Raw genomic sequence first — 25669 nt, 5'->3', positions numbered from 1 at the left:
CACCATGGACGACGCGACGACGGACGACGCCAACATGGACCCTTGGGCTCGGCTGAGCCGCCTGACGCCGGCGCGGATCGGACTCGGGCGCGCCGGCACCGGCATGCCCACCATTGAGGTGCTGCGCTTCGGCCTCGCCCATGCCCAGGCGCGGGATGCGGTCCACACGCCTATGGATGCTGCCGAGGTCGCCTCTGGGGTCGAGGCCCTGGGCTATCCCACCCTCGTCCTCGCCTCGGCGGCGCCGGACCGCGCCACTTATCTGCGCCGGCCCGATCTCGGCCGTACCCTGAGCGAGGAGAGCGCGACGATCCTGAACGAGCGTCCCTCTGAGCCGGTGGACCTCGTCATCGTCGTTGCGGACGGCCTCTCGGCGCGGGCGGTGCACGAAGGCGCGGCCGGCTTCCTCGCCGCCTTCAAGCCACATATCGATAAGGCCGGATGGACCTTAGGACCCATCGTGGTGGCGACGCAGGGTCGCGTCGCCCTCGGCGACGGGATCGGCGCGGCGTTGAAGTCCCGCGCCGTCGCCGTGCTCATCGGCGAGCGGCCCGGCCTGTCCTCGCCCGACAGTCTCGGCATCTACCTCACCCTCGACCCGCGCGTGGGGCGTTCGGATGCCGAGCGCAACTGCATCTCGAACGTCCGCCCGGCCGGGCTCTCGCACGACCTCGCCGCGTTCAAGCTCGACTGGCTCCTGCGGGAGGCCTTCGCGCGCGGAATCACCGGCGTGAACCTCAAGGACGGCAGCGGCACGGCGCTGGAGCCGCCACCGCGTCAGCAGGCGCTGGAAGACGGAATCGACACCGCATCCCGGACCTGACTGAACGCGGACCGGCCTACGCCATCCGCGAAGCCCGAACGTCACGCGCGCCCTCGGCCCGGAAGACCCGCCTTTTCGGGCTGCGTCACGGCTCGTGGCGAAGCGCGTCGTCTTGCCGGACGCTCCCCGACTCCGATCCCGCCCGCCGTCCTCACCGACGAAGCGTGGCTGTGGCGAGGTCGCAACACCGCGAAAGCATCCCGACTTCGCCTTGGGACACGCCCTCATTCGCCGCGATCCCGCCATAAACCGGGACCACCTCAACATCCGCGGTAAACGACAGTTTCCCCAACGCTTTACCGCTGAATTCCGAGACTGCGTTTCACGGTGTCGAACGACGCTTCACCGGCGTCGCGTGCCATCGTGCTGAGAGCCGACAGCCGGACTTCACCCGAAGCGCCTGAGACCGGGGCCGAGAGAGACGATGGACGTGCGTACCACAGACAAGTCGAAGCTTCCGAGCCGCCACGTCACGGAGGGCCCCGAGCGGGCGCCGCACCGTTCGTATCTCTACGCCATGGGTCTCACCAAGGAACAGATTCACCAGCCGCTGGTGGGTGTCGCCTCGTGCTGGAACGAGGCCGCGCCCTGCAACATCTCGCTGATGCGCCAGGCGCAGGCGGTGAAGAAGGGTGTCGCCGCCGCCAATGGCACGCCGCGCGAGTTCTGCACCATCACCGTCACCGACGGCATCGCCATGGGCCATGCCGGCATGCGCGCGTCGCTGCCCTCGCGCGAAGTCATCGCCGATTCGGTCGAGCTGACCATGCGCGGCCATGCCTACGACGCCCTCGTGGGCTTGGCCGGCTGCGACAAGTCCCTGCCGGGCATGATGATGGCCATGGTGCGCCTCAACGTGCCGTCGATCTTCATCTATGGCGGCTCGATCCTGCCGGGCTCGTTCCGGGGCAAGCCCGTGACGGTGCAGGACCTGTTCGAGGCCGTGGGCAAGCACGCCGTCGGCGACATGTCCCTCGACGATCTCGACGAGCTGGAACAGGTCGCCTGTCCCTCGGCCGGTGCCTGCGGCGCGCAGTTCACCGCCAACACCATGGCCACCGTCTCCGAGGCCATCGGCCTCGCGCTGCCCTATTCGGCGGGCGCACCGGCCCCTTACGAGATCCGCGACAGATTCTGCATGACCGCCGGCGAGAAGGTGATGGAGCTCATCGCCAAGAACATCCGCCCGCGCGACATCGTCACCCGCAAGAGCCTGGAGAACGCCGCCGCCGCCGTCGCGGCCTCGGGCGGCTCCACCAACGCGGCCCTGCACCTGCCGGCGATCGCCCATGAATGCGGTATCAAGTTCGACCTGTTCGACGTGGCCGAGATCTTCAAGCGCACGCCCTACATCGCCGACCTGAAACCGGGCGGACGCTACGTCGCCAAGGACATGTTCGAGGTCGGCGGCATCCCGCTGCTGATCAAGACGCTCCTCGACCACGGCTTCATCCACGGCGACTGCATGACGGTGACCGGCCGTACCATCGCCGAGAACATGGAAAAGGTCGCCTGGAACCCCGACCAGGACGTGGTCCGGCCCGCAAACGCGCCCATCACCGTCACCGGCGGCGTCGTCGGCCTGCGCGGCAACCTCGCGCCGCAGGGCGCCATCGTGAAGGTGGCCGGGATGTCGGAGGAGAAGCAGGTCTTCACCGGCCCGGCCCGCGTGTTCGACGGCGAGGAGGCCTGTTTCGAGGCGGTCCAGAAGCGCACCTACAAGGAAGGCGACGTCCTCGTCATCCGTTACGAAGGTCCGAAGGGCGGCCCCGGCATGCGCGAGATGCTCTCGACCACCGCCGCCCTCTACGGGCAGGGCATGGGCGACAAGGTCGCCCTCATCACCGACGGGCGCTTCTCCGGCGCCACCCGGGGCTTCTGCGTCGGCCATGTCGGCCCCGAGGCCGCCATCGGCGGCCCGATCGGCTTGGTCCGCGACGGCGACCTGATCACCCTCGACGCGATCAAGGGCACCCTCGACGTGGCCGTGACCGACGAGGAATTCGCCAAGCGGCGGGCGGAATGGACGCCGCGGACCAACACCGCGACCTCCGGCTACCTTTGGAAATACATGCAGACCGTCGGGCCTGCGGTGGACGGCGCCGTCACCCATCCCGGGGGCGCCGAGGAGATCCAGACCTATGCGGATGTCTAGGACTGACCTTAGCCGGCCCGCGCGGCCGGCAGGGGCCGATCCCGGTCGCGCCGCTCGTCGGGTGAGGCGATTGGGGGCGGCCCTCGGCCTGCTCCTCGTCGGCGCCACCTCGGCGCTGGCGCTGGATCCCGCCGCGCGCACACCCGTGCCCGCGACGGGCGGTTACCGCACGGCGCGCGAGGCCCTGCGCTCGGGCGTCCGCGACTACAATGCCGGTGACAAGGAAGGGGCCGCCCGCGCCCTCGAATACGCCGCCGGCCAGGGCCATGCGCTGGCGCTGTGGAAGCTCGGCCGCATGTATGCCGAGGGCGACGGCGTGCCGCACGATGACCTGAAGGCCTTCGAGTTCTTCTCGCGGATCGCCGACGACAATACCGACGACGGGCCGGACACACAGAATTCAGGTGTCGTCGCCAGCGCCTTCACCGCGCTCGGCACGTATTTCCTCGACGGGATCAAAGGCACCTACGTGCGCCCGAACCCGGAGCGGGCCTACGACATGTTCAACTACGCGGCGTCGTATTTCGGCGACCCGAATGCGCAGTACAATCTGGCCCGCCTTTACCTCGAAGGGACCGGGGTGGATGCCGACCCGCGTCAGGCGGCGCGCTGGTTCAACCTCGCCGCCGAGAAGGGCCATGCCCCGGCCCAGGCCCTGCTGGGCGACCTTCTGGTGAACGGGCAGGGCGTTCCGGCGCAGCGGGCCCGTGGCCTGATGTGGCTGTCGCTGGCACGGGAAGCGGCCCAGGGACGCAAGGACGACTGGATCGTCACCCTCTCCGACAAGGCGTGGGCGACAGCCTCCGAGGAGGAAAAGGCCGCCGCCCAGGCCCAGGTTCTGCAGGCGCAGGCGCAGGTCACCGGTTCGTCGCGTCGTCGGCGCTAGGGCAAACAACCGGAGACGAAGGCCGGGCACTGGGCTCGGCGAGAGTGATGGCTTAGTTGGTCGCCGCCGCGATCGCCTTCACGAAGGACGGACGCGCTAGTGTGGCATCGATATAGGCCGCGAGCTTCGGCCAGCGACCGGCATCGACCGGCTCCTTGGCGAGTCGGAGGTTGTGGAAGGTCGTAGCAACCGCGATGTCGGCGATGCTGAAGGCGCCGCCCACGAGGTAGGGGCCGTCGATCTGGCTCTCCAGGTAGTCGTAGAGCTTCGGGAACTCGTCCGTCACCGCCTTCACCGCGACGGCCTCGTCGCCGGGCTTGCCCATCAGGACAGGCTTTACGACGCGCTCGGCGAAGGGTTTGATCAGCACAGGGAACAACTCGGTATCGCCGAACTTGTCGAACCAGACGGCGCGAGCCCGCTCCTTCGGTGCCTGTGGCCATAGGGCCGGATTCGGGTGCTTGGCCTCGATATAGGCCGAAATCGCCGTGGAATCAGCCAGCCGAAAGCCGTCATCCTCGAACGCCGGGATCTTGCCGAGCGGGCTGCAGGCCTGGAACGACTCGTCCGGCGCATGGAAGAAGACCGGCCTGTGCTCGAAGGCGACGTCCTTCTCGGCCAGGGTGACGAGAATCTTGCGGACGAAGGGCGAATAGCTCGTGCCGTAGAGAATCATGCGGTGAAACAACCTGTTGTGGCGGGAGGAGGGACTGGCCGTGATGGCTCATGCCGTCCGACGCCTCAGATAGGGCCGCGATCCCGTTCGATCACCCCATGGACGGCATAGCCGCGAAAACGCTGCGCGATCCGGGCGCGCCGCCGCGAGGGTCGAGCGACCTCGCCGAGGGCATCGGCGAGCCCCTGCCGCGGAGTGACGTCGAAGCCCGCGAGCCATCGGTTGAGCAGCCATCGGGCCGGCCTGGGCAAACCATCCTGATCGCCGAAATCGACGACGTGGAGGGCGCCACCGGGCGCGAGGTGACCGGCAGCCTCGGCGAGGACGGCGCGCCAGGGCGGGATCATGGAGAGAGCGTAGGAGATCACGATCCGGTCGAACTCCGCCTCTCCGAACAGTGCGGCGGGGTCGAAGGCCGTGGCATCGCCGCGGGCGAGGCGGATGCGGCGGGCGAGGCCCGCGCGCGCGGTGGCGCGAGCCGCCGTATCGAGCATCTCGGCCGAGACGTCGAGGCCGAAGCAGCGGGCATCCGGGTAGGTCCGCGCGATGCGCACGAGGTTGCGCCCTGTGCCGCACCCGATCTCCAGCACGCTGCCCCCGGCGGGGGGCCGAAGATCGGCGATCATGCCGTCGCGGCCGAGGAGATAGAACTTCCGGCTCGCATCGTAGATGTGCCGCTGGTGCCGGTACATCCGGTCCATCAGCCGCGCCGCCTCGCTCACGACGCGGCCAGCCGGTAGAGGTGGAACGCGCCGTAGATCGACGAGCGGTCCTGCTCGCCGAGGCGGCGGCTCTCCGCCTCGGCATAATCCCAGGCGCCGAGGATCGACTCCGGAACCCGGCCCGGCAGCCGGCGCTCGTCCGCCGCCGTCCGGAAGATCACGCGGGCGCCGGGCCGGGCGGCGCGGGTGATCTGGGTCCAGAGATCGGTGAGGTCGGCATCCGTCATCCAGTCCTGCGCGTCGAGGAGGATGACCGCATCGACGCTCGCGGCCGGACTCTCCCGGAGAAATTCGGTCATCGATTGCTGACGGAAGCTGAGGCGTCCGGCGCGCTCGCGGAGGGCCACATGGTTCCCGGCCTGGAGATAGGGCGGCAGCGATGCGTCGGGCGCGGTGTCGTAGGTACGCCCGAAGGCCTGCCAGGCGAAGTAGTTGGACCGGACCGGGAAGCCACAAGCGAGCCGCTCCAGACGGTGGCGCAGGATCGCCGCCATCCCGCCCGGACCATCGCCGGCGAGGGCGACGTATTGCGCGGGCGGGATGCCGAGACCGTAGAGGGAGGCCGGCTGGCGGATCAGCCAGCGGATGAAGGTCTTCTCGAACAGCGGCGCCAGTTCGGCCTCGAAGATCGCCCGCTGCTCCGCCATGTCGCGCGCCGTGAGCACGGCGCCGAGGTCGCAGCCGTAGCGGCGGGCGAGCCAATGCCCCGCGCCGATGAAACGCCCGAGCAGGCCGTAGCGGTAGAAACCGTGCTCGAAGGCCGAGATGCGACGGCGCCCGTCGAGGCGCCGTGCCTCCCAATAGGCGCGGGACGTGGCGTCGAGATGCGGTCGGATGGTCTCGTCATAGGCCGCGACGTTCTCGGGCCGGGCCGGGCGGCCGAAGAACCCGAAGAAGGCGGCATGGTCAGGCAGGTGACGGAGGGCGGCGAGCTTGAGCTTCCCCAGGGCCACATGGGCGCCGTTGAGGTCGACGGCACTGATCCGGCCGGGATTGGCGGTGAGATAGGACAGGGCGTTGCAGCCCCCCGAGGCGATGGTGACGACGTGGTCGTCCGGCCGCAGCCGGAGCGCCGCCATATCCACCACGGGGTCCTCCCAGATCTGCGGATAGACCAGACCGCTGAAGGCCGCCGTGAACAGGCGTTCCGACATTCCCGCCTTCGAGAAGGCTCGGTTGCGATGGACGGCCTGGGTGAGACCCAGACTCGTCTCGCGGCGGATGGCCCGTGCTGCGCGCGTCATGCTGGGTCTCGCCTCGCTGGTTGCGTGATCGACGCCAGCGCCGTTACGGCATCCGCATGACCGCCCGGTGACGGAGGATCATCCACGGGCGCCCCCCGGCCATGGAGAATCGCTTCCTCGCGGCGGTCCCGCCCGGCGGGTTCATCCCATGCGGGCCTCGTTCAGCGCGGTCGCAGCTCGATCGTCACCGGCACATGGTCGGAGGGTTTTTCCAGGCCGCGCATGTGCTTCTGGACGGAGGCCGAGACCAGGCGGTCCGCCGCCTGGGGCGAGAGCAGCAGGTGATCGATGCGGATGCCCTGGTTCCGCTGCCAGCAGCCGGCCTGATAATCCCAGAAGGTGTAGAGGCCGGGGGAGGGGTCGCAGGCGCGTAGGGCCTCGGTGAACCCCTCTGCCAGGAACGCGCGGAAGGCCGCGCGGGTCTCCGGCAGGAACAGCGCATCGTTCACCCAGGCGGCGGCGTCCGCCGCGTCCTCGGGCTCGGGGATCACGTTGTAGTCGCCCGCCAGCACCAGGGCTTCCTCGTCGGCCAGGAGCGCACGCGCATGCAGCCTCAGCCGCTCCATGAAGCCGAGCTTGTAGGTGTATTTCGGTCCCGGCGTCGGATTGCCGTTGGGCAGGTAGATCGAGGCCACCCGCACGGGCGCCACGTCCTCCCCCGAGATCAGCGCCTCGATGTAGCGGGATTGCTCGTCTGTCTCGTCGCCGGGCAGGCCGCGACGGACCTCGCTCATGCTGAGCGGCGCCCGCACCAGCAGCGCCACGCCGTTATAGGCCTTCTGCCCCAGGGTCTCGACGGCATAGCCCGCCGCCTCGATCTCGGCACGGGGAAAACCCTCGTCCTGGCATTTCAACTCCTGCAGGCAGACCACGTCGGGCTTGGCCTCGTGGAGGAAGCCCACGAGATGGCCGACCCGCTGCTTGATCGAATTGACGTTCCAGGTGGCGATCCGCATGGGCTCTGAGATCCGGTCGGAGAGGGCCGACCGTCATCGGGCCTTCGTGCCGGGCTGGCAAGGCGTGCAGGCGGAGGGAGACGGGATGTCCGACGGCTGGTTCACACCGATCCGGGCCTATTGCGAGCGCGGCGACGCGGCCTTCTGGGCAGAGCCGCTGAACGCCGCCTCCAACGCCGCCTTCCTCGTCGCCGCGTTCCTGGCCTTTCGCCTCGCCGGCTCCGGCCCCAAACGCGACCATGCGGCGACGGCGCTGGCCGGGCTCGTCGGCGTCGTCGGCATCGGCTCGTTCCTGTTCCACACCCTCGCCGTCCGCTGGGCGATGCTGGCCGACGTGATCCCCATCGCCCTCTTCATCTACGCCTACTTCTTGCTCGCCCTTCGCCGCCTCCTCGGGCTCTCCATCGTTCCGGCGATCCTGGCGACGCTCGGCTTCGCCGCCTTCGCCGCCGGGCTGGAACCGGCCCTCGACGCGCTCGCGGGCCAATCGGTCGACAGGTTCAGCAATGGCTCCATCGCCTACGCGCCCGCCATCCTGGCCCTGATCGGTGTCGCGGCCGGCCTGCTGATGCCGCAGACATGCTCCCTCGGCCCGGCACGGCGCCGCGCCGGCCTGTCGCTGCTGGCCATCGCCGGTTTGTTCGCCCTCTCGCTAAGCTTCCGGACCTTGGACGCCGCCCTCTGCCCGAGCCTGCCGATCGGCACCCACTTCCTCTGGCATGGCCTCAACGCCGCCGTCCTCTACGGCCTCATCGCCACCGCATGGCGCTTCAAGGCAGAGATGAACGATCGGCGCCCCGCACGATGAGTACAATGGCTGGTTGGTCTTCCGCTTGCCAACTCGCGCCCGCGCAGCGGCGCATTGGGAGGAACTACGGGCTTTCTCGCTCCTGCAGGTTTTCTTGCACCACACAGGGATTCGTTGCAGAAGAGCCGGCCGTTCGAAGGAGCGGCGTCGCGCACAGGCTTGAACGACGCGTTACCCGCGCTCGGCCGAGCGAAGTCAGATACGGATCGCGTCCATGTCACAGAGCCTCCGCCTCGGCGTCGCCGGTCTCGGCACCGTCGGTGCTTCCGTCGTCCGGATGGTGGCTCGCCGCGCCGAAGCCATCGCCGCCGCCACGGGGCGGGAGGTGCGCGTCACCGCCGTCTCCTCCCGCGACAAGACCCGCGACCGCGGCCTCGATCTCTCGGGCGTGACCTGGTTCGACGATCCCGTCGCCCTGGCCGCCTCGGGCGAGATCGATTGCGTGGTGGAGCTCATCGGCGGCTCGGAAGGCCCGGCCAAGGCCACGGTGGAAGCCGCCATCGCGGCCGGCAAGCACGTGGTCACCGCCAACAAAGCCCTGCTCGCCCATCACGGCGCGGCCCTGGCGAAGGCCGCCGAGGCCAAGGGCGTGACCCTGGCCTACGAGGCATCCGTCGCCGGCGGCATCCCCGTCATCAAGGCCCTGCGCGAGGGGCTCACCGGCAATGCCGTGTCGCGCGTCTACGGAATCATGAACGGCACCTGCAACTACATCCTCACCCGGATGGAGCGCGAGGGGCTGACCTTCGAGGCCTGCCTCAAGGACGCGCAAGCGCTGGGCTATGCCGAGGCCGACCCGACCTTCGACGTCGAGGGTTTCGACACCGCCCACAAGCTCGCCATCCTGGTGAGCCTCGCCTTCGGGGTGGAGATCGATGCCGAGGGCGTCTCGGTGGAGGGCATCTCGGCGATCCAGCCCCTGGATCTCACCATGGCCGAGGAGCTCGGCTACCGGATCAAGCTGCTCGGCGTCGCGCAGGTGGCCGAAGGCGGCATCGAGCAGCGCGTCCACCCGACCATGGTGCCGAAATCCTCCGCCATCGCGCAGGTGATGGGCGTCACCAACGCGGTCACCATCGACGCCGACGCGGTGGGGGAACTCACCCTGATCGGCCCGGGAGCCGGCGGTGAGGCGACCGCCTCGGCGGTGGTGGCCGACATCGCCGACATCGCGGCCGGCGTCACGCGCCCGACCTTCGGGCGTCCGGCAGCGAGCCTCGCCCCGTCCGAGCGGGTGGCGATGCAGCGGCACGAAGGCGGCTACTACATCCGCCTCACCGTCCACGACCGCCCCGGCGTCGCGGCCGGCGTCGCCACGCGGATGGCCGAGCGCGACATCTCCATCGAGAGCATCCTCCAGCGCCGCTCGGAGAGCGCCGCCACCAAGGACCCGCATGGCCGCTCCGGCCAGCCGGTGCCCCTGGTGCTGATCACCTACGCCGCCACCGAAGGGACCATCCGCGCGGCGCTCGACGCCATCGCGGCCGATGGCCTCCTCGCCGAGGCGCCGCAATTGATCAGGATCGAACGCGAATAAACGTGTCTCACAAAGCTTCCGATCACGGTCGGTTCTCGCTCCGAGCACGATGGCGCATCGGGAGTTTTGTGGGAGACACTCAGAAGGCCGCCCATCGCGGCCCAGACATCGGTTGAGGGGCGGGACCAGGATGGCGGATGACATCGTCGGGGTAGCGGGACGTCCGGTGTCCCGCACCATGAGCCTCGAACTGGCGCGGGTGACCGAACGCGCCGCCATCGCCGCCGCCCGCCTGCGCGGGCAGGGCCGGGAGAAGGAGGCCGACCAGGCCGCCGTCGACGCCATGCGGCACGAGCTTAACCTCCTGCCGATCAGCGGCACGGTGGTCATTGGCGAAGGCGAGCGCGACGAGGCGCCGATGCTCTTCATCGGCGAGCAACTCGGCACCGGGGCCGGGCCGAAGGTGGACATCGCCGTCGATCCGCTGGAGGGGACGACTCTCTGCGCCAAGGACATGCCCGGCGCCATCGCGGTGATGGCCCTGGCCGAACACGGATCGCTGCTGGCGGCACCCGACGTCTACATGCAAAAGATCGCCATCGGCCCCGGCTATCCCCAGGGCCTCGTCGATCTCGATGCCAGCCCGGCCGACAACATCGCCGCGCTCGCCCGGCACAAGGGCTGCGCCCCCTCCGAGATCACCGCCATCATCCTCGACAGGCCGCGCCATATGGGCCTGGTCGCCGCCGTGCGCGAGACCGGCGCGGGAATCCGCCTGATCTCGGACGGCGACATCGCGGGCATCATCCATACCACGAGCCCGGACGAGACCGGCGCCGACATCTATCTCGGCATCGGCGCGGCACCGGAGGGCGTCATCGCCGCCGGCGTCTTGCGCTGCATCGGCGGTCATATGCAGGGGCGTCTGATCCTCGACAACCACGACAAGCGCGAGCGCGCGGCCCGGATGGGCATCAGCGATCCGAACCGGAAATACGAGCTCGCCGACATGGCGCGCGGCGACGTGATCGTGGCCGCTACCGGCGTCACCGACGGGGCGCTGCTGCAGGGCGTGCGGTTCAAGACCGGCATGATCGTGACGGAGACGGTAGTCTACCGGTCGTCCACCGGCACGGTCCGCCGCATCGTCGGCGAGCATCGCCGCCCCGAGCGGTTCGAGGCCTGAACGCCGTGTCGGGTCCGACGATCCGCCCGGTCCGGCCCGACGAGCGCGAGGCCTGGGAAGGATTGTGGTCGGGCTATCTCGAGTTCTACCGGGCCGCGATCGGCCCGGAGATGCGCGCCCTCACGTGGTCGCGGCTGAACGATCCCCTCGTCCCGATCCATGCCTTCGTGGCCGAGGACGAGGGCGCGCTGGTGGGGCTCGTGCATTACCTCTTCCACGCCTCGGCCTGGACGCGCGGCCCCTACTGCTACCTGCAGGACCTGTTCACGGCGCCGTCGTCGCGGGGCAGGGGGATCGCCCGCGCCCTGATCGAGGCGGTGGCAGCGGAAGCCCGTCACGCCGGCGCCGACCGCATCTATTGGCTGACCATGGAAGACAACGCGCCGGCCCGCGCCCTCTACGATACGCTCGCCGACCGGTCGGGCTTCATCCAGTACCGGCGGATCCTGACTTCGGGTTGAGCGGACGACTGGTGGTAGACATCCGGCATCAGATTCTCGATCCGACCATTCGGGTTGGGTCGGAAGTGCTCTATTCCCGGCCCGGCCCGACGTTGTCGGCGGCGAAGGCGTCCCGGCCGCCGAGGGGTTTCGGCCGCCCCTCCGTGCTGTCGCGGCCGGTCTGGCGTTCCATCTCCGAGTTTATCTCGGCGCCGAGCAGGACGACCACGATCGACAACCACATCCATGACATCAAGCCGATGCCGGCGCCCAGCGATCCATAGATGCGGTTGTAGCTGTCGAAGCTGGCGACGTACCAGGAGAACACCCCGGAGGTGCAGACCCAGAGAAACGCCGCCAGCCCACCACCCCAGGTCACCCAGCGCCATTTCGCGCGGCGCCGGCTCGGGCCGTAGCGATAGATCAGCGACAGGCTCAGGCTCACTACGACCAGGATGACCGGCCACCGCGCCACGGACAGGATCGTGTCGGCCAATCCCCCGACCCCGAAGCGCTCCATGATCGCGGGAAGGACGACGACCACGCTGATCGTCAGGAGGAGAAACGCGGCGCCGCCGAGGGTGAACAGGAAGGTCGTTGCGTAGAACCGGACCAGGGTCCGATCCTCTCGCTCCCTGTAGATGACGTTGAGGGCATCGAAGAGGGCGCTGACTCCGGAATTCGCGCTCCACAGGGCGATGAGCAGGCTGATCGTCGAGGTGAGGCCGAGCGCCCCCGTGCTGCGTTCGGCGATCCGCACGAGCTGTTCGGTGAGCAGATCGATGGCCGCGGCGGGGAGAATATAGGTCAGGAGGCCGACATGCTGGCTGATGACGTTGGGATCGGAAAACACCCCGTAGATCGAGACCACGGCGACGAGACCGGGAAACACGGCGAGCAGGGCGAAGAAGGCGACGCCGCCGGCGGTGGTCAGCACGCGATCCTGCGGCAGGGCCCACAGGACACGCCAGAGGATGTCCTTCCATCCGGCCCCCGGAATGTCGGAGGGACGGCTGGCATCGCGGCCACGGTCCGGCTCCCGCGACCGCTGCCGTGCCGTCTCGAGGGAGGCGGCATCCTGCGAACGCGTGCCCACCGAGCGCCAGTCGTCTCCCTCGTCAACGTCCTGAGCCATAGCTACGTCTCTGGGGGGGCCGGCTACGCCTACTCGGACTCACGGTACCGACCGACACGCGTCCGACGCTGACGGTCCGCCGCGATGTCAGCTTATGGCATCGGGCACGGAGGTGCATCGGCTTTCGAGAAGGCCGACGCACGGGCAAACCGCTGATGGGCAAACCGTTCATGGGCAAACCGCTCATGGGCAAACCGCTCATGGGCAGGACCGATTGTCCGGAGCTGCTGCGAACGCTCATGACGGGTCGGCTGCGGAGCCATCAGCCTCGGACCATCACGCCGCAATCATCGCTCCGTCAGCGCCGCCTTGATCCGGTCGAGGTCGAGGGCGCGCCGTCCGGTCTGGATCTGCAGGCATTCGCCGCTGAGCGGGCCGATGATCGAGCCGCCAGGATAGACGAGGGACGGCCAGTCGCAGGCCTTGTCGCGGAACGCGATCCAGGCCCTCTGGGCGTCGCGCAGGGTGAGGCCGGCGCTCTCGCTCATGGCGGCGCCGACATCCTTGTAGGTCCGGTTGAGGCGCGTATCCCAGGCCGCGATCTCGCGGGCGTAGCACCCGCTCATGCCCATGGTGGACGAGCCCGAACCGTCCGGCGCATCGAGGCAGGGCTGGGAGACGCGCCCGATACAGGACAGGCGCGCCCCGTCGTCCTTGGCGGATGCGACGCAACGTTCGATCGTCGCGAGGTCGGACGAGGCCTGACGGCCCGTATCCGTCTGGGCGAGGGCGCCTCCGCCCGACGACAGCGCGAGCATCGCCAAGGCGGCGATGCCGTTCGGAACACCTCGGCGCATGGTGCGGACTTCAGTTGAAGAGCGACCCGACGCCGCCGGAGACGCGCCCCAGCCCCTGCTTGGCCACCGGGTTGCCCGGTTCCAACTGGGCGGCACGCTGGTAGCTCTCCATCGCCTCCTTCTTGCGGTTCGTCTTCTCGTAGGCGAGACCGCGATAGGCCCAGGAGCTGGCGTCCTTGTTGTTGACGTTGAGGGCCGCGTTGTAGTCTTCGATCGCCTTGTCGAACTGGTTCGTGGCGATGAGGCTCTGGCCCCGCGCGGCGTAGGGTGCCGCGACGAAGGGATTGCGGTCGATGGCGGCGTCGAAATCGCCGATGGCCTGGGTGTTCTGGCCCTGGCGCTGACGCACTAGGCCGCGCGCATGATACGCCTCCGCCGATTCCGGCGTCAGGCGGATCGCCTGGTTGAGGTCCGACATCGCACCGTCGAGATCGCCCTGGGCACGCAGCACGTTGGCGCGCCCGATATAGGCGGGGCCGTAGTTCGGATCGGCCGAGATGGCCTTCGAGAAGTCGGCGAGCGCCGCGTCGTTGCGGCCGGTCTGGCGGTAGGCCAGCGCCCGGTTGTTGTAGGCGGAGGCCGAGTTCGGGTCGATCTGCACGGCCTTCGAGAAGTCGCCGATGGCGTCGTTGAACTGGCCCGAGCGGGCATAGGCCGCGCCGCGGGTGACGTAGGCGCCGGCATCGTTGGGATTGCGCTGGATCACCTCGGTGAGCGAGGCGATGTTGACGTTGGTGGCGCCGGTGGCGTCGGTCTCGACCACGGCGAACTGGCGCGTCGCCGCTGCCCCGCCACCGCCATAGGTCTCGCACCCGGCCAAAGCCGCCGCGATCGCCACGGCCCCGACCAGACCCGCCTTCGCGCGCGGCACTACAAACGTCATTGCCCCTCTCCCCTCGGGATCGCCATGCCCCCCGAGGCACGCTCCCGTCCGCTGCTATCGATCATCCCATCCACCGTGGCGCTTCGAAGCGCTTCGGATGCCGGACAAGACGACGAGTGCCGGCACAGTCTCGCATCGCGGTGAACACGCGCTTAAAACCTGCCGGCTCACCCGCTGAAGCGGCGCGATGTGGCGAAGGTAAGGCTCGCTCCCACGCGGCGTCGCGAAGGTCGTCCCGCAGGTCGCGGCGAGGACAGACTGTGTCCGACAAGACGCAGTTTCGACACCCTCGCCGATAGCCGCGGGGCTTGTCCCGCCATGCCGCCATCGCCAGCCTCGGACAGATGCCGGGTGCCCGAATCGACAATTCGTAACGCATCGCAGTCCCGCCCGCCCGGCTTCGCCCCACCGATGAGGCGAAGACTTTCGGATGGTCTCGCCGATACGCGCGGCCGTGGGCGGATCGCCGACAGGGGACGGGTCGACGCAACAGGGCCGAGCACGGCGAAGGGGTGTTTGCGGCCCCCGCACTGCGCGACCCGGATCAGATTGGGTTTGTCCGCCCGATCCGATCGGCACGTCCTATCGCGATTTTATTCCCTGCTGGATATCCGTGAACGCACGCTCAGAATGCTCGGCCAGGATACCTTTGATCGATATCGGCGTCGCTGCCCACGCAACCGCCGCCAGGAACACCATCGCCGCAATCGCGTAGGCAAACGTCTCCATGATCCCCAGCCAGCCCAGCAGCAGTGGGACGAGGCTGATCACGAATGCAGCTCCAACATTTCTCGATATATACAGTATCGACACGAAACAAATGAGTCCCAAAGCAATAGGCTTGGCGAATGCGACGATAGTCCGTTGCACGGCGAGGCGCCTCAGATAACCTGTGTTTATTGGCGTGCTCATCTGGCATGAGTTCCGAAACTCAGCTTTCAGCGGCCACAACAAGAAAATACGATATGTTCCGTTAAATGTCCGTGAAATTAAATTTACTCACTTGAAAATCCATAGATTAACACAGGATAATATGCAGCACCGATGAACTTCATACCAGTATATATGTACCAGCGACCGTATCGTCATTTGCTTTCGAATCATCGTCCGCATGAGATAGCGCGAACCAAAGATGAGACGGACCTAGGAATGACCTGAATGTCTCGACGTTTCGGCCTGCCTGATAAAATCCATGACCTCTTCAGCCGGCTGGCTTACGTTGTTGCAGATCGGCCGTACCGTAGCTCCGGCGCCGGATTGTCTTACGTACCTCAATCTGGAACCGGCATTCGATGCAATGACATCAATCAGAAGAGACGTATTGGCGTAGACATCTTCGTCAGCTTGATCCAAGCCATGAACTTAGTTCTACCTATATCTTCTATCTGAAGTTGAATTTTGTTTCGGCATCGATCCCGGCAATGCCGCAACCATTATGCTCGTCCAGTATTTCTTCACGGCGCGCGGATCGAACACTCAACGACGACGGTCGCGCAAGCCTAAAACTGCGACCGAACCATGATCGCCATTATTGTCGTCGATGACATGCATCGACCAATAAGCGCAGCTCGCCCCTGCATAACTATTTCACCGATTAATATGAAAATTTCCAATAAATTACGGTTCTATCTTAATAAGACGTCCAATTAATCTTAACAAATCAAATAGACGACACAAAAATAGCAGTGATCTTTTCGATCGCCATGAATTGCGCAACGAGCGAGCTGCGTCGATGGCAATACCGGCATCGAGCGGCCCGGGTCAATGTGCAGGAATTGTCTCTCCGTCCCAAAATGATGGTTCGGAAAACCTGCGCACTGTGCGCTCAGCGTAATCGCCCGCGCCGACCAAACCACATTCCCCTGACTAATTAGGCACTCCAACGCAGCACATCGCACGGAAACCAATCACGCCGTCAGCTGTTGTGCGTTCGGTTCATGATCCTGGAATTGAATACGCATGCGGCATCGGCCCGACGGGATGGGCCGGATGCGTGCGTCCGGCACGAGTTCCGACCGAACGATATCAGGAGTTGTACGTGTCTTCCCCCCTCGAAGGTGCTGACGGTTGTCGAAACGACGAAGCACGTCGAGCCCATGCGAGCCTTTGAGTTCTGGCGAAACACCGCGTTGAAGAATCTCGGCATCGTGGACCGGTCGAATCCCCACGAAGCGTTTTCGGCCACCCGACTGGCCGCCCTTTCAGGGCACACGACATTGCCTCTCACAAAGCGGCCCGGTGAGCGTCGAGGGCGATCTACGCCATGTCCGTCGGGCCGGCGGCGACGGAGGTCGTCGTCAGCTTCTTCCTGGCGAGACATGGGTCCCTGGAACAGGGCAATTGCGGTCTTGTGGTCGGCGTCGGGGATATCGGTTTCATCAGGCTCGACCGCCCCTTTGCCGTGGGAGGTCTGTCGCCGTATCGGGAGATCCGTTTCAGCGTCCCCCGGTCGGACTTCGAAGCACGGGTCGGGAACGCCGATGCCCTGGCCGGCCGTCGCATCCGCGCGAGTCCCTCCACCGAGTTGCTGGCGATCGACATGCACGACGTCGCGCAATCTGCCACGGGGATGTGCGAGGCCGAGGTCGGGATCGCGGTGGAGGGGCGCGCTTCACATCCCGAGCTCATTGGTCGGAGATCGGGACGGGGACGACGAGGGTCGGGGTTCGCCCGACATGCTCCGGGTCTCGCGCGCGCGCGCACCGAACGACATTCGCACGACGGGTCGTATGGGCCGCAGGCAATGGCCGCGGCGCTCAACGTTTCCCGCTCGAAACTCTATCGTGCCTTTGCCGACGGCGAGGGGATCGCCGCAGAGATCCGCGATGCCCGGCTGGGCCGCGTCCATCGCTGGCTGACAGCGGCCTCCAACGACCGCACACCCATCAATGTCATGAAGCATGCGTGCGGCTTCACGGATGCACCCGGCTTCGGCAAGGCTTTCAAGGGGCGGTTCGGCATGTCGCCGAAGGACGCCCGCGCCCTTCGGCGGGGCTGATCCGGCCTCACGAAGCCGGGATCACCCGTGTGACGTGGCCCATCTTGCGGCCGGGCCGGGCGTCGCCCTTTCCGTAGAGGTGGAGATGCGCGCCCGGTTCGGCGAGGAGGGCCGGCCAGGCATCGATGTCGTCGCCGATCAGGTTCCGCATCTCCACGGAGGCGCCCGCGACGCGGGAGGCATCGCCCAGGGGCCAGCCGCAGACGGCGCGGACATGCTGGGCGAATTGCGACGTCACCGCCCCCTCGATGGTCCAGTGACCGGAATTGTGCACCCGCGGCGCGATCTCGTTGACGATCAGGTGCTCGTCGGCCTCGTCGCGCACCAGGAACATCTCGACGGCGAGGATCCCGACATAGTCCAGCGCCTCGGCGATCAGGCGGGCGATCTCCACCGCATTCCGGGCGGTTTCGTCCGACAGGTTCGGGGCCGGCACACGGGTGAGGGCCAGGATGTGGTCGCGGTGCTCGTTCTCGCACAGGTCGAAGGCCGCGAAGCTCCCGTCGGGGGAACGGGCCGCCACCACCGAGACCTCTCGCTCGAACGGCACGAACCCTTCGAGGATGAGGGGAGCGCCGCCGAACTCGGCGAAGATCGCGTTCCGGTCGCCCTCTTCGGCGGTGCGGATGATGCGCTGGCCCTTACCGTCGTAGCCGAAGCGGCGGGTCTTCAGAACGGCCGGCAAGCCGATCGCCTCCAGGGCCCTGGCGAGGTCGTCCGGCGTGTCGACCTGCCGGAACGGCGCGGTCGGGATGCCGAGACCGTTGATGAAGCTCTTTTCGGACAACCTGTCCTGCGTCGTCGAAAGGGCGTCGGCGCTCGGGCGAAGAGGCGCATGGCTTGCCAGCAGGTCGGCGGTCTGGCGCGGGATGTTCTCGAACTCGTAGGTCACGGCGTCGACACTCGCCGCGAACCGGGCCAGCGACTCGGCATCGTCATAGGCGGCGCAGGTCGTCTCGGCCGCCACATCGAAGGCCGGGCTCGTCGCGTCGGGGGCGTAGACATGGACCTTGAGGCCGTAATTGGCTGCGGCCAGCGCGATCATACGGCCGAGCTGGCCGCCGCCGACGATGCCGAGGGTGGAACCGGGCGCGAGGGAGATATGGGTCACGAAATCTGTGTCTCCGGCCTTTCGGCCACGGATGCGGTCTGCGCGGCCCGCCACGCATCCAGGCGCTCGGCGAGGGCGGTGTCGGTCAGCGCCAGAACGGCGGCGGCGAGGAGGGCCGCGTTGACGGCTCCGGCCCGGCCGATGGCGAGGGTACCCACGGGAATGCCGGCCGGCATCTGCACGATGGACAGCAGGCTGTCCTGGCCGGACAGGGCCTTGGATTCCACCGGTACGCCGAAGACCGGCAGCGGCGTCATGGAGGCGGTCATGCCGGGCAGATGCGCGGCCCCGCCAGCGCCCGCGATGACCACCTTGTAGCCGGCCTGTTTCGCACCCTTGGCGAAGGCGACCAGACGATCCGGCGTGCGATGGGCGGAGACGATGAACGCCTCGTGCGGCACGCCGAGGGCGTCGAGGGTATCGGCGGCATGCTGCATGGTCGCCCAGTCCGACTGGCTTCCCATGATGATCGCGACCGGGGGCGCTCCCGCCATCGTCGTCACTTCCTTCCCGAGATGATCACGGCCGCTTGGTCCTGCACGGCCGGGCGACGGCCGGGTGATGGTGGCAGCGCGATCCCGGGAAGCATCCGGCCACCCGATCTTGCCGCATACGCGCGCGGGCGCTTGCCCGCAAGCCGCCGGTCAAGCCAAGCCACCGCTCAGGCGATGATGTCGGGCGTGATCTGGTCCTCGATATACGAAATCCTGTCCCGCAGGCCGAGCTTGCGCCGCTTGAGGCGCTGGATCTGCAACTGGTCGCCGGCGACGCTCAGTTCCAATGCGTCGATGGCCCCGTCGAGGTCGCGGTGCTCCTGGCGGAGCCGCGCCAGCTCTTCGACGAACTCCGCCGTCCCGTTGTCCTCGAACTCACCCGCCATCGCACCTGCAGCCCCGACACGCCTCGCACCGAAACCATGCGGCACACGCGCTCTTGCGGCAAGGCGGCGCCTGCAAATGGCTCTGGAAGACGCTTCTTCCATCGGGGAGAGCTCCGGCGATCGTGATTAACCAATGTTGCCCGCAGGACCGATTTCGGTTTCGACAGCCGGCTCATACTGTGCCAATCTCCCTGAGTCGGAACGAGACAGGAGAAACGACTCATGTCGCTGCAGACGCATCTGAGCCAGCTCGCCCTCAAGCACGAAGCCCTCGAGCGGGAAATCCACTCCGCGATTCAAAGCCCTTCCGAGAACGATCTACGGATCGCGGAATTGAAGCGACGCAAACTTCACCTGAAGGACGAGATCAATCGGCTGCGCGCCGATACGGACTCGGTGCATTAGCCTGTTCCCCATCATTCCCCTTCCTTGACTGACCTTTGCCGCCGCGCTGCCCAGCGCGGCGGTTTTCATTTGTATCGCCACGGACAGGTTGGGCTACATTCCCCCACAGACGCCGGCATCCTCAGACCGGCCGCCCGGGGACGATCCGCCATGCAGGCTGCTGCGACACCTCCCGCTTCGACTGGAAGGGCGGATGCCTACCGCCCGGTCCACGCGGCGTCCCTCGCCGATCCCGAGGGCTTCTGGCTGAAGGCCGCCGCCGCTCTCGACTGGGCGACCGCCCCATCGCGCGCCTTCGACCCGGAGGCGGGCACCTATGGACGCTGGTTTCCAGACGCGTGGCTGAACGCCTGCCACAACGCCGTCGACCGGCACGTCACGAACGGACGGGGCGAACAGGCGGCGATCCTGTACGATTCGCCCGTCACCGGGACGAAGCGCACGATCAGCTACGCGAGCCTGCGCGACGAGGTGGCGACGCTCGCCGGCATCCTCGCCCTCCTCGGCGTGGAGAAGGGTGACCGGGTCGTCATCTACATGCCGATGATCCCCGAAGCCCTGTTCGGGATGCTCGCCTGCGCGCGTCTCGGCGCGATCCATTCGGTGGTGTTCGGCGGGTTCGCCGCCAACGAACTCGCCATCCGCATCACGGACGCCGCCCCGAAGGTGGTGCTCGCCGCCTCCTGCGGCATCGAACCGAGCCGGGTCGTGCCCTACAAGCCATTGCTCGACGCGGCCATCGCCGCCTCGCCGCACAAGCCGGACGCCTGCCTCATCCTCCAGCGCCCGCAGGCCGAGGCGGCACTGGTGGAGGGGCGGGACCGCGACTGGGCCGAGACCGTAACCCGCGCGAAGGCCGCCGGGATCAGCGCCGAATGCGTCCCCGTCGCGGCCACCGACCCGCTCTACATCCTCTATACCTCGGGAACGACGGGCAAGCCGAAGGGCGTGGTGCGCGATACCGGCGGTTACTGCGTGGCGCTGTCGTGGTCGATGCCCAACCTCTACGACGTGAAGCCGGGCGAAGTGTATTTCTGCGCCTCCGATATCGGCTGGGTGGTGGGCCATTCCTACATCGTCTACGCCCCGCTGCTGCACGGCTGCACCACTGTGCTCTACGAGGGCAAGCCGGTGGGGACACCCGATGCCGGGGCGCTCTGGCGGGTCGCGGCGGAATACGGCGTCGCCTGCCTGTTCACGGCGCCGACGGCTCTGCGCGCGATCAAGAAGGACGACCCGCGCGCCGAACTCGTCGCCTCCTACGACCTCTCCGGCTTCCGCTCGCTGTTCCTCGCCGGCGAGCGCGCCGACCCGGATTCCGTGGCCTGGGCCGAGCGCGCCCTGGAACGACCGGTCATCGACCATTGGTGGCAGACGGAAACCGGCTGGGCCATCGCCGGCAATCCGGTCGGGATCGGCATGCTGCCGGTGAAGCATGGCAGCGCCTGCGTGCCGATGCCGGGCTACGATCTCGCCGTCCTCGACGAGGCCGGCAAGCCGCTGCCGCCCGACACGATGGGCACGATCGCCCTTCGGCTGCCCCTGCCGCCGGGCTGCCTGCCGACCCTCTGGGGCTCGGACGAGCGCTTCCGCCAGAGCTACCTCACCACCTATCCCGGCTGGTACGACACGTCCGATGCCGGGATCGTCGACGCGGAGGGCTACGTCACGGTGCTGGGGCGCACCGACGACATCATCAACGTCGCCGGGCACCGCCTCTCCACCGGGGGCATGGAGGCGGTCCTGGCCGCCCATCCCGATGTCGCCGAATGCGCCGTCATCGGCATTCGCGATTCGCTGAAGGGCGAGCAGCCCTGCGGCTTCGTGGTGCTGAAATCCGGCGTCTCCCGCGACACCGCCGAGATCGAGCGCGAACTCGTCGCCTCCATTCGCGAGCGCATCGGCCCCGTGGCGGCGTTCAAGCTGGCGCTCACCGTGGCACGGCTCCCCAAGACCCGCTCGGGCAAGATCCTGCGGGGCACCATGAAGAAGATCGCCGACGGCGAGGCCTGGACCACCCCGCCCACCATCGACGACGCCGCCGTGCTGGACGAGATCGGCGAGAGTTTGAAGGGGAGGGGGATCGGGGGTTGAGCGCCCCCTTCCCAGGATGGGTTAAGCGCAAGTGGAACCCGATCCGGGGGCTAGCGATAAATAGACGCGCAGCGCCCTATTTCCGACGGCGCAGAGGAAAAGCCGTTGACGCGGCACACCTTGCGCTGGGCCACGGCCCCCTTCCGGTGACGCTCCTCCGACATTCGCACATGTCGCGGGACGCGCGGCCCTCCTCTCCCTTATGGGGAGGAGTTGGAGATGGGGGTGGTTGGGCAACCCTCATGCTGCTTCGGAGGCTGGCGGAGCCACCCCCACTCCTAACCTCTCCCCACAAGGGGGAGAGGGACGCGCTCTGCCGGCGAGAAAAGGTGCGTGAATGACGTAGCGCCGCGAGCGGGGCATACGGAAAAGGGAGCGGGAAACGCAGATGCGGCCTGTCCATCTCTGGCGCACCAGACCCCATTGCGCCATCTACGATCCAGTTCAACCGGAGCCCGCACATGACCGCACGCCTGTTCGAGCCCCTGTCCCTCGATGGACTGACGCTGCCCAACCGCATCATCGTCGCCCCCATGTGCCAGTATTCGGCCTATGCGGGTCAGGCGGGCGACTGGCACCTGATGCATCTGGGGCAGCTCGCCATGTCGGGCGCCGGCCTGCTGACCCTGGAGGCCACCGCGATCTCATCGGAGGCGCGGATCTCGCCCACCGATCTCGGGCTCTATTCGGACGAGACCGAGCTGGCTCTGGGCCGGGTGCTGGACGCGGTACGGCTCCGTGCGCCGATCCCCATCGCGATCCAGATCAACCACGCCGGCCGCAAGGCCTCGAGCCGGGCGCCCTGGGACGGCGGATCGCAGATCGATCCCGAGGCGCCCGAAGGCTGGCGCACCGAGGCGCCCTCGGCTGTTCCCCATGGCGAGGGCGAGGTGCCGCCCCATGCCCTCGACGCGGAAGGGTTGAAGCGCATCCGTGACGGGTTCGTGGAGACGGCCCGGCGCGCCCTGCGCATCGGGATCGACGGGTTCGAACTCCACGGCGCCCACGGCTACCTGCTGCACCAGTTCCTCTCGCCGCTCTCCAACCACCGCACGGACGCCTATGGCGGCAGCCTGGCGAACCGCATGCGCTTTCCGCTGGAATGTTTCGAGGCGGTGCGCGCGGTGGTGCCGGCCGGCAAGCCGGTCTGGATGCGGGTCTCGGCCACCGATTGGGTGGAGGGCGGCTGGACCCTCGACGAGACGGTGGAGCTGGCCCATGCGCTCAAGCGGCGCGGTTCGGCGGCGATCCACGTCTCCACGGGGGGACTCTCCACCCGCCAGGAGATCCCGCTCTCGCCGGGCTATCAGGTCCCCTTCGCCGAGCGCGTGAAGGCCGAGACCGGCCTCACCACCATCGCAGTTGGCCTCATCACCGAGGCGGCCCATGCGGAATCGATCCTGGCCGAGGGCAAGGCCGACGCGGTCTCGCTCGCCCGCGCCATGCTTTACGATCCGCGCTGGCCATGGCACGCGGCGGCCGAACTCGGCGCCCAGGTGAGCGCCCCCAAGCAGTACTGGCGCTGCCAGCCGCGCCAGTTCAAGACCCTGTTCCGCGACACCCAGTTCGGGCAACGCTGACCCGATTTCAGGCAATGAGCATGGACGACGACATCACGACGATCACGGTGCAGCGCGTCCGCTACGACGAGGAGAACGGCATCAGCCTGATCTCCGGCGCGGACGACGAGGAGGAGCCCGCCGGCTACTTCATCATCCAGATCGAAAAGGGCGATCCCGACGGGCCGCTCATCGAGATCTTCGGCGAGGACCTGACCCAATCCGACGGCGTCACGGCCCTGGAGATCGGCGTGCGCCACCTGCAGTTCAGCTTCGAGCCGACGAGCCTCATCGGGGCGGAGATGCCGATGGTGCGGATCGAGTCGATGACCGAGATCGCCGAGCTCGCCAAGGCGCGCCTCCGGGTGGCCTTCGGCAAGCGGGCGCGGCTGGCCTGATCGGCGGATCCTACTTCGCCACCGCCCCCACCAGCGGCCCCAGCGGCCGGCTGATGTCGGAGCGGTTGATGCCCGGCGCGTAGAGGCTGGACACGCTGCCGTCGAGGAAGAGGGCGTTGGCGCAGCCGAGGGTGTCCTTGAACAGGCGGGCGAAGGAACCGAAGGTCACGGGGCGCTCGGAGATGGCGAAGATCGCGGTGCGGCCGTCGTCGCGGACGCCGACCCCGTTGCGGATCTTCTGGCTCGGCCCGTCGGTGGAGATCTTCGGGTGGATCTTGCCGTCGATCACCAGCATCGGCCCCGATTGGGTGGCGAAATCCGGCTTGATCTTCTGGCGCAGGTAGCGGGCCGTGTCGGCGACGCCCGCGCGCTCGCCCTTCACGTAGAAGATGCCGTTGGGCTTGAGATGAAAGTTGCCCGGCCCGTTGGCGGTGGAGACGCCCTTCATCTCGCGCCCCTCCTCCACATAGAGGCCCACCGGCGCCTGGCCCTTGTCGTACATGCCGCCGTTCATGGCGAAGCTGAGCTTCGGCCCCATCTTCTCGCCCAGCGTCGAGAGCGAAGAATAGGGAAGGCCGTCGGCGCCGAGCCAGAACACCCGCACCCGCTCGCGGCGCAGATCCACCGTGCAGACCGTGAAGGTCTCGCCCTCGGACTCCACCGCCTTGCACGGCGACGGGACGGCGGGCGCGGCCTGCGCGGGCAGGGGAGCGAGACCCGCCGCCACCGCGACAAGCATGGCTCCGGCAAAAGCGTGTCGCAGTGACGTCATCGTTGAATCCCGAGGCGGAGCCATCATCCGCCCTCCCGTGCGGACGAGGTGGCGCGCGGTGTCCTGGCCCGAAACGGGAGGCGTTTTCAAGACGTGCCGACCGCCTCTCTCACCGACCTGTGATCGGCCCGACGGGTGCGGGACAAAATGTGCGATGAACCGTTTGGCAAGCCTGGGCGTTCTGCAACCACTGGGGACAAGAACCTGTCTTTGGAGACAAGACGATGAAACGCATTGTTCTGGCAGCGACCGCGATGGTCGGCGCTCTGGCGATGATCCCGGCGACGGCGGAAGCCCGCGGTGGCTGGGGTGGCCACGGTGGTTGGCATGGCGGCCATGGTGGCTGGGGTGGACACGGCGGCTTAGGCGGTTTCCGCGGCGGCGGTTTCCGCGGTTATGGCGGCGGCTTCCGGGGCGCAGGCTTTGGCGGCTATCGCGGCGGCTGGGGTGGACATCGCGGCTACGGCTGGAGAGGCGGCTATGGCCGTGGCTACGGTTACGGCCTCGGAGGGCTCGGCCTCGGCGTGGGCCTCGGGCTCGCCGCCGGCGGCCTCTATGGCGGCTACGGTGGGTATGGCGGATACCCCGCCTACGGCTACGGCTACGCTCCTGCCGCCTATGGCGGATACGGCGGCTACGGTGGCGGATGCTACACTGTTCCGCGTACCCGCTGGACCCCCTACGGTCCTCGCCGCGTCCTGATCGAGCGCTGCTACTGATCGGTTCCGTTCGGGACGATCTCCCGAGGAAGGGGCCGCCCCGGCGGCCCCTTTTTCGTTGCTCCAAACCACCCGGCCGATCCGTTACCGCCGGCCCTTCTCGTTCCTCCGCATCGGCATGGCATCGATGGTGGAGAACAGGCGGGCGGCCGGGATCGGCGCGGCCTCGGCGAGCTTCGCCTCGCCGTCCTTACCCACGAGCACGACGCGGAAATCCCGGGGCCCGATCCCGAACCGGTCGCGGATGCGGTCCGCCTCGGCACCCGTCCCGATCGCCTCCACCAGGACGAGGTCGCGCTCCGCATACTCCGCTCGTCTCGTCCGCGCCTCGCGCCTCTGCGCCTCAATGCGCGGATCTCCGCCCTCCGGGGCCACGACGACGAGAACCCGCGACCTCCAGCGATGGACGGCGAGGGGGTCGTCGGCCAAAGCCGGCGCCGCGAAGCCGGACATCGCGGCGATGGCGGCGAGGAGGAGCGGGCGGGTCATCGGGGCAGTCCTATCGCTGGCAGGGCGGCAACCCTTGCGCGTCAACGCGGCTGGGC

26 protein-coding genes are annotated in these 25669 nt (G+C 67.8%); 13 read left to right on the top strand and 13 right to left on the bottom strand.

Annotation, left to right across the window (positions count from 1 at the left end; all coding sequences use genetic code 11):
* Nucleotides 1–4: 4 nt before the first annotated feature.
* The 3 genes from eutC to K368_RS0121255 all read left to right on the top strand — a co-directional run bounded on the left by eutC (nucleotide 5) and on the right by K368_RS0121255 (nucleotide 3864).
* Complete coding sequence (eutC, locus tag K368_RS0121265; protein ID WP_155935393.1) at nucleotides 5–823, top strand: ethanolamine ammonia-lyase subunit EutC; 819 nt, start codon at nucleotides 5–7, stop codon at nucleotides 821–823.
* A gap of 424 nt (nucleotides 824–1247) precedes the next feature.
* Nucleotides 1248–2978, top strand: coding sequence for a dihydroxy-acid dehydratase (gene ilvD / locus K368_RS0121260; RefSeq protein ID WP_027174109.1), 1731 nt, complete (start codon nucleotides 1248–1250; stop codon nucleotides 2976–2978).
* The gene (locus K368_RS0121255; protein WP_027174108.1) at nucleotides 2965–3864 is read left to right on the top strand and encodes a tetratricopeptide repeat protein; all 900 of its coding nucleotides are present in this window, start codon (nucleotides 2965–2967) and stop codon (nucleotides 3862–3864) included. The genes ilvD and K368_RS0121255 overlap by 14 nt, the downstream gene beginning before the upstream one ends.
* A 52-nt stretch (nucleotides 3865–3916) precedes the next feature.
* Here K368_RS0121255 and K368_RS0121250 read toward each other — a convergent pair whose 3' ends face one another.
* The 4 genes from K368_RS0121250 to xth form a co-directional block, all read right to left on the bottom strand.
* Nucleotides 3917–4540: a glutathione S-transferase family protein gene (locus K368_RS0121250; RefSeq protein ID WP_027174107.1), complete on the bottom strand. Its 624-nt coding sequence runs from the start codon at nucleotides 4538–4540 to the stop codon at nucleotides 3917–3919.
* Nucleotides 4541–4605: 65 nt separating this feature from the next.
* Nucleotides 4606–5232, bottom strand: coding sequence for a class I SAM-dependent methyltransferase (locus K368_RS0121245; RefSeq protein ID WP_051439953.1), 627 nt, complete (start codon nucleotides 5230–5232; stop codon nucleotides 4606–4608).
* A 26-nt stretch (nucleotides 5233–5258) separates the two neighbouring features.
* Nucleotides 5259–6506: a DUF3419 family protein gene (locus K368_RS0121240; RefSeq protein ID WP_027174105.1), complete on the bottom strand. Its 1248-nt coding sequence runs from the start codon at nucleotides 6504–6506 to the stop codon at nucleotides 5259–5261.
* Nucleotides 6507–6667: 161 nt separating this feature from the next.
* Nucleotides 6668–7462 (bottom strand): exodeoxyribonuclease III, encoded by a 795-nt coding sequence (gene xth, locus K368_RS0121230; protein WP_027174104.1) that lies wholly within the window; start codon nucleotides 7460–7462, stop codon nucleotides 6668–6670.
* 85 nt (nucleotides 7463–7547) lie between these two features.
* Between xth and K368_RS0121225 the strand changes: the two genes are divergently transcribed.
* From K368_RS0121225 to K368_RS0121210, 4 genes are all read left to right on the top strand, one after another.
* Nucleotides 7548–8270 (top strand): ceramidase domain-containing protein, encoded by a 723-nt coding sequence (locus K368_RS0121225; protein ID WP_027174103.1) that lies wholly within the window; start codon nucleotides 7548–7550, stop codon nucleotides 8268–8270.
* Between the two features lie 214 nt (nucleotides 8271–8484).
* Nucleotides 8485–9807: a homoserine dehydrogenase gene (locus K368_RS0121220; RefSeq protein WP_027174102.1), complete on the top strand. Its 1323-nt coding sequence runs from the start codon at nucleotides 8485–8487 to the stop codon at nucleotides 9805–9807.
* A gap of 130 nt (nucleotides 9808–9937) precedes the next feature.
* Nucleotides 9938–10933, top strand: a complete 996-nt coding sequence (gene glpX, locus K368_RS0121215) for a class II fructose-bisphosphatase (protein WP_027174101.1) — start codon at nucleotides 9938–9940, stop codon at nucleotides 10931–10933.
* 5 nt (nucleotides 10934–10938) lie between these two features.
* Nucleotides 10939–11394 carry a GNAT family N-acetyltransferase gene (locus K368_RS0121210; protein WP_027174100.1) on the top strand — a complete coding sequence of 152 codons (456 nt, stop codon included), beginning with the start codon at nucleotides 10939–10941 and terminating at the stop codon, nucleotides 11392–11394.
* A gap of 70 nt (nucleotides 11395–11464) precedes the next feature.
* On the opposite strand, the gene K368_RS0121205 is transcribed toward K368_RS0121210, so the two are convergent.
* The 4 genes from K368_RS0121205 to K368_RS0121190 all read right to left on the bottom strand — a co-directional run bounded on the left by K368_RS0121205 (nucleotide 11465) and on the right by K368_RS0121190 (nucleotide 14959).
* Nucleotides 11465–12508, bottom strand: a complete 1044-nt coding sequence (locus K368_RS0121205; RefSeq protein ID WP_027174099.1) for a YihY/virulence factor BrkB family protein — start codon at nucleotides 12506–12508, stop codon at nucleotides 11465–11467.
* A gap of 287 nt (nucleotides 12509–12795) precedes the next feature.
* Nucleotides 12796–13305 carry a lysozyme inhibitor LprI family protein gene (locus K368_RS0121200; RefSeq protein WP_051439952.1) on the bottom strand — a complete coding sequence of 170 codons (510 nt, stop codon included), beginning with the start codon at nucleotides 13303–13305 and terminating at the stop codon, nucleotides 12796–12798.
* Between the two features lie 10 nt (nucleotides 13306–13315).
* Complete coding sequence (locus tag K368_RS0121195; RefSeq protein WP_027174097.1) at nucleotides 13316–14188, bottom strand: tetratricopeptide repeat protein; 873 nt, start codon at nucleotides 14186–14188, stop codon at nucleotides 13316–13318.
* Nucleotides 14189–14770: 582 nt separating this feature from the next.
* A complete protein-coding gene (locus K368_RS0121190; protein WP_245259638.1) occupies nucleotides 14771–14959 on the bottom strand; it encodes a hypothetical protein in 189 nt (62 codons plus the stop codon).
* A 1492-nt stretch (nucleotides 14960–16451) separates the two neighbouring features.
* Between K368_RS0121190 and K368_RS25245 the strand changes: the two genes are divergently transcribed.
* On the top strand, nucleotides 16452–17186 hold the full coding sequence (locus tag K368_RS25245; RefSeq protein WP_051439951.1) for a helix-turn-helix domain-containing protein: 735 nt from the start codon (nucleotides 16452–16454) through the stop codon (nucleotides 17184–17186).
* A gap of 7 nt (nucleotides 17187–17193) precedes the next feature.
* On the opposite strand, the gene K368_RS0121180 is transcribed toward K368_RS25245, so the two are convergent.
* The 3 genes from K368_RS0121180 to K368_RS0121170 form a co-directional block, all read right to left on the bottom strand.
* On the bottom strand, nucleotides 17194–18297 hold the full coding sequence (locus tag K368_RS0121180; RefSeq protein WP_027174095.1) for a 5-(carboxyamino)imidazole ribonucleotide synthase: 1104 nt from the start codon (nucleotides 18295–18297) through the stop codon (nucleotides 17194–17196).
* Nucleotides 18294–18791 carry a 5-(carboxyamino)imidazole ribonucleotide mutase gene (gene purE / locus K368_RS0121175; RefSeq protein WP_027174094.1) on the bottom strand — a complete coding sequence of 166 codons (498 nt, stop codon included), beginning with the start codon at nucleotides 18789–18791 and terminating at the stop codon, nucleotides 18294–18296. The genes K368_RS0121180 and purE overlap by 4 nt, the downstream gene beginning before the upstream one ends.
* A 167-nt stretch (nucleotides 18792–18958) precedes the next feature.
* Complete coding sequence (locus tag K368_RS0121170) at nucleotides 18959–19177, bottom strand: DUF465 domain-containing protein (protein WP_027174093.1); 219 nt, start codon at nucleotides 19175–19177, stop codon at nucleotides 18959–18961.
* A 222-nt stretch (nucleotides 19178–19399) separates the two neighbouring features.
* Here K368_RS0121170 and K368_RS0121165 point away from each other — a divergent pair, with 222 nt between their 5' ends.
* The 4 genes from K368_RS0121165 (at nucleotide 19400) to K368_RS0121150 (ending at nucleotide 23633) form a co-directional block, all read left to right on the top strand.
* Nucleotides 19400–19582, top strand: a complete 183-nt coding sequence (locus K368_RS0121165) for a DUF465 domain-containing protein (RefSeq protein WP_027174092.1) — start codon at nucleotides 19400–19402, stop codon at nucleotides 19580–19582.
* Nucleotides 19583–19732: 150 nt separating this feature from the next.
* Nucleotides 19733–21676, top strand: coding sequence for a propionyl-CoA synthetase (locus K368_RS0121160; protein ID WP_027174091.1), 1944 nt, complete (start codon nucleotides 19733–19735; stop codon nucleotides 21674–21676).
* A 461-nt stretch (nucleotides 21677–22137) separates the two neighbouring features.
* The gene (locus K368_RS0121155) at nucleotides 22138–23256 is read left to right on the top strand and encodes an NADH:flavin oxidoreductase/NADH oxidase (RefSeq protein ID WP_027174090.1); all 1119 of its coding nucleotides are present in this window, start codon (nucleotides 22138–22140) and stop codon (nucleotides 23254–23256) included.
* 20 nt (nucleotides 23257–23276) lie between these two features.
* Complete coding sequence (locus K368_RS0121150; protein ID WP_027174089.1) at nucleotides 23277–23633, top strand: hypothetical protein; 357 nt, start codon at nucleotides 23277–23279, stop codon at nucleotides 23631–23633.
* A 10-nt stretch (nucleotides 23634–23643) separates the two neighbouring features.
* Here the strand turns inward: K368_RS0121150 and K368_RS0121145 are convergent, their stop codons facing one another.
* The gene (locus tag K368_RS0121145; RefSeq protein WP_036266574.1) at nucleotides 23644–24405 is read right to left on the bottom strand and encodes a phosphodiester glycosidase family protein; all 762 of its coding nucleotides are present in this window, start codon (nucleotides 24403–24405) and stop codon (nucleotides 23644–23646) included.
* Between the two features lie 224 nt (nucleotides 24406–24629).
* Between K368_RS0121145 and K368_RS0121140 the strand changes: the two genes are divergently transcribed.
* Nucleotides 24630–25124 carry a hypothetical protein gene (locus K368_RS0121140; RefSeq protein WP_027174087.1) on the top strand — a complete coding sequence of 165 codons (495 nt, stop codon included), beginning with the start codon at nucleotides 24630–24632 and terminating at the stop codon, nucleotides 25122–25124.
* An 84-nt stretch (nucleotides 25125–25208) separates the two neighbouring features.
* Here K368_RS0121140 and K368_RS0121135 read toward each other — a convergent pair whose 3' ends face one another.
* A complete protein-coding gene (locus K368_RS0121135) occupies nucleotides 25209–25613 on the bottom strand; it encodes a DUF4174 domain-containing protein (RefSeq protein WP_027174086.1) in 405 nt (134 codons plus the stop codon).
* Nucleotides 25614–25669 lie beyond the last annotated feature (56 nt).

Origin of the sequence: Methylobacterium sp. 10 (genome assembly GCF_000519085.1) — a bacterium.
Lineage (GTDB): Bacteria > Pseudomonadota > Alphaproteobacteria > Rhizobiales > Beijerinckiaceae > Methylobacterium.
This window is presented reverse-complemented; position numbering and strand designations above follow the sequence as displayed.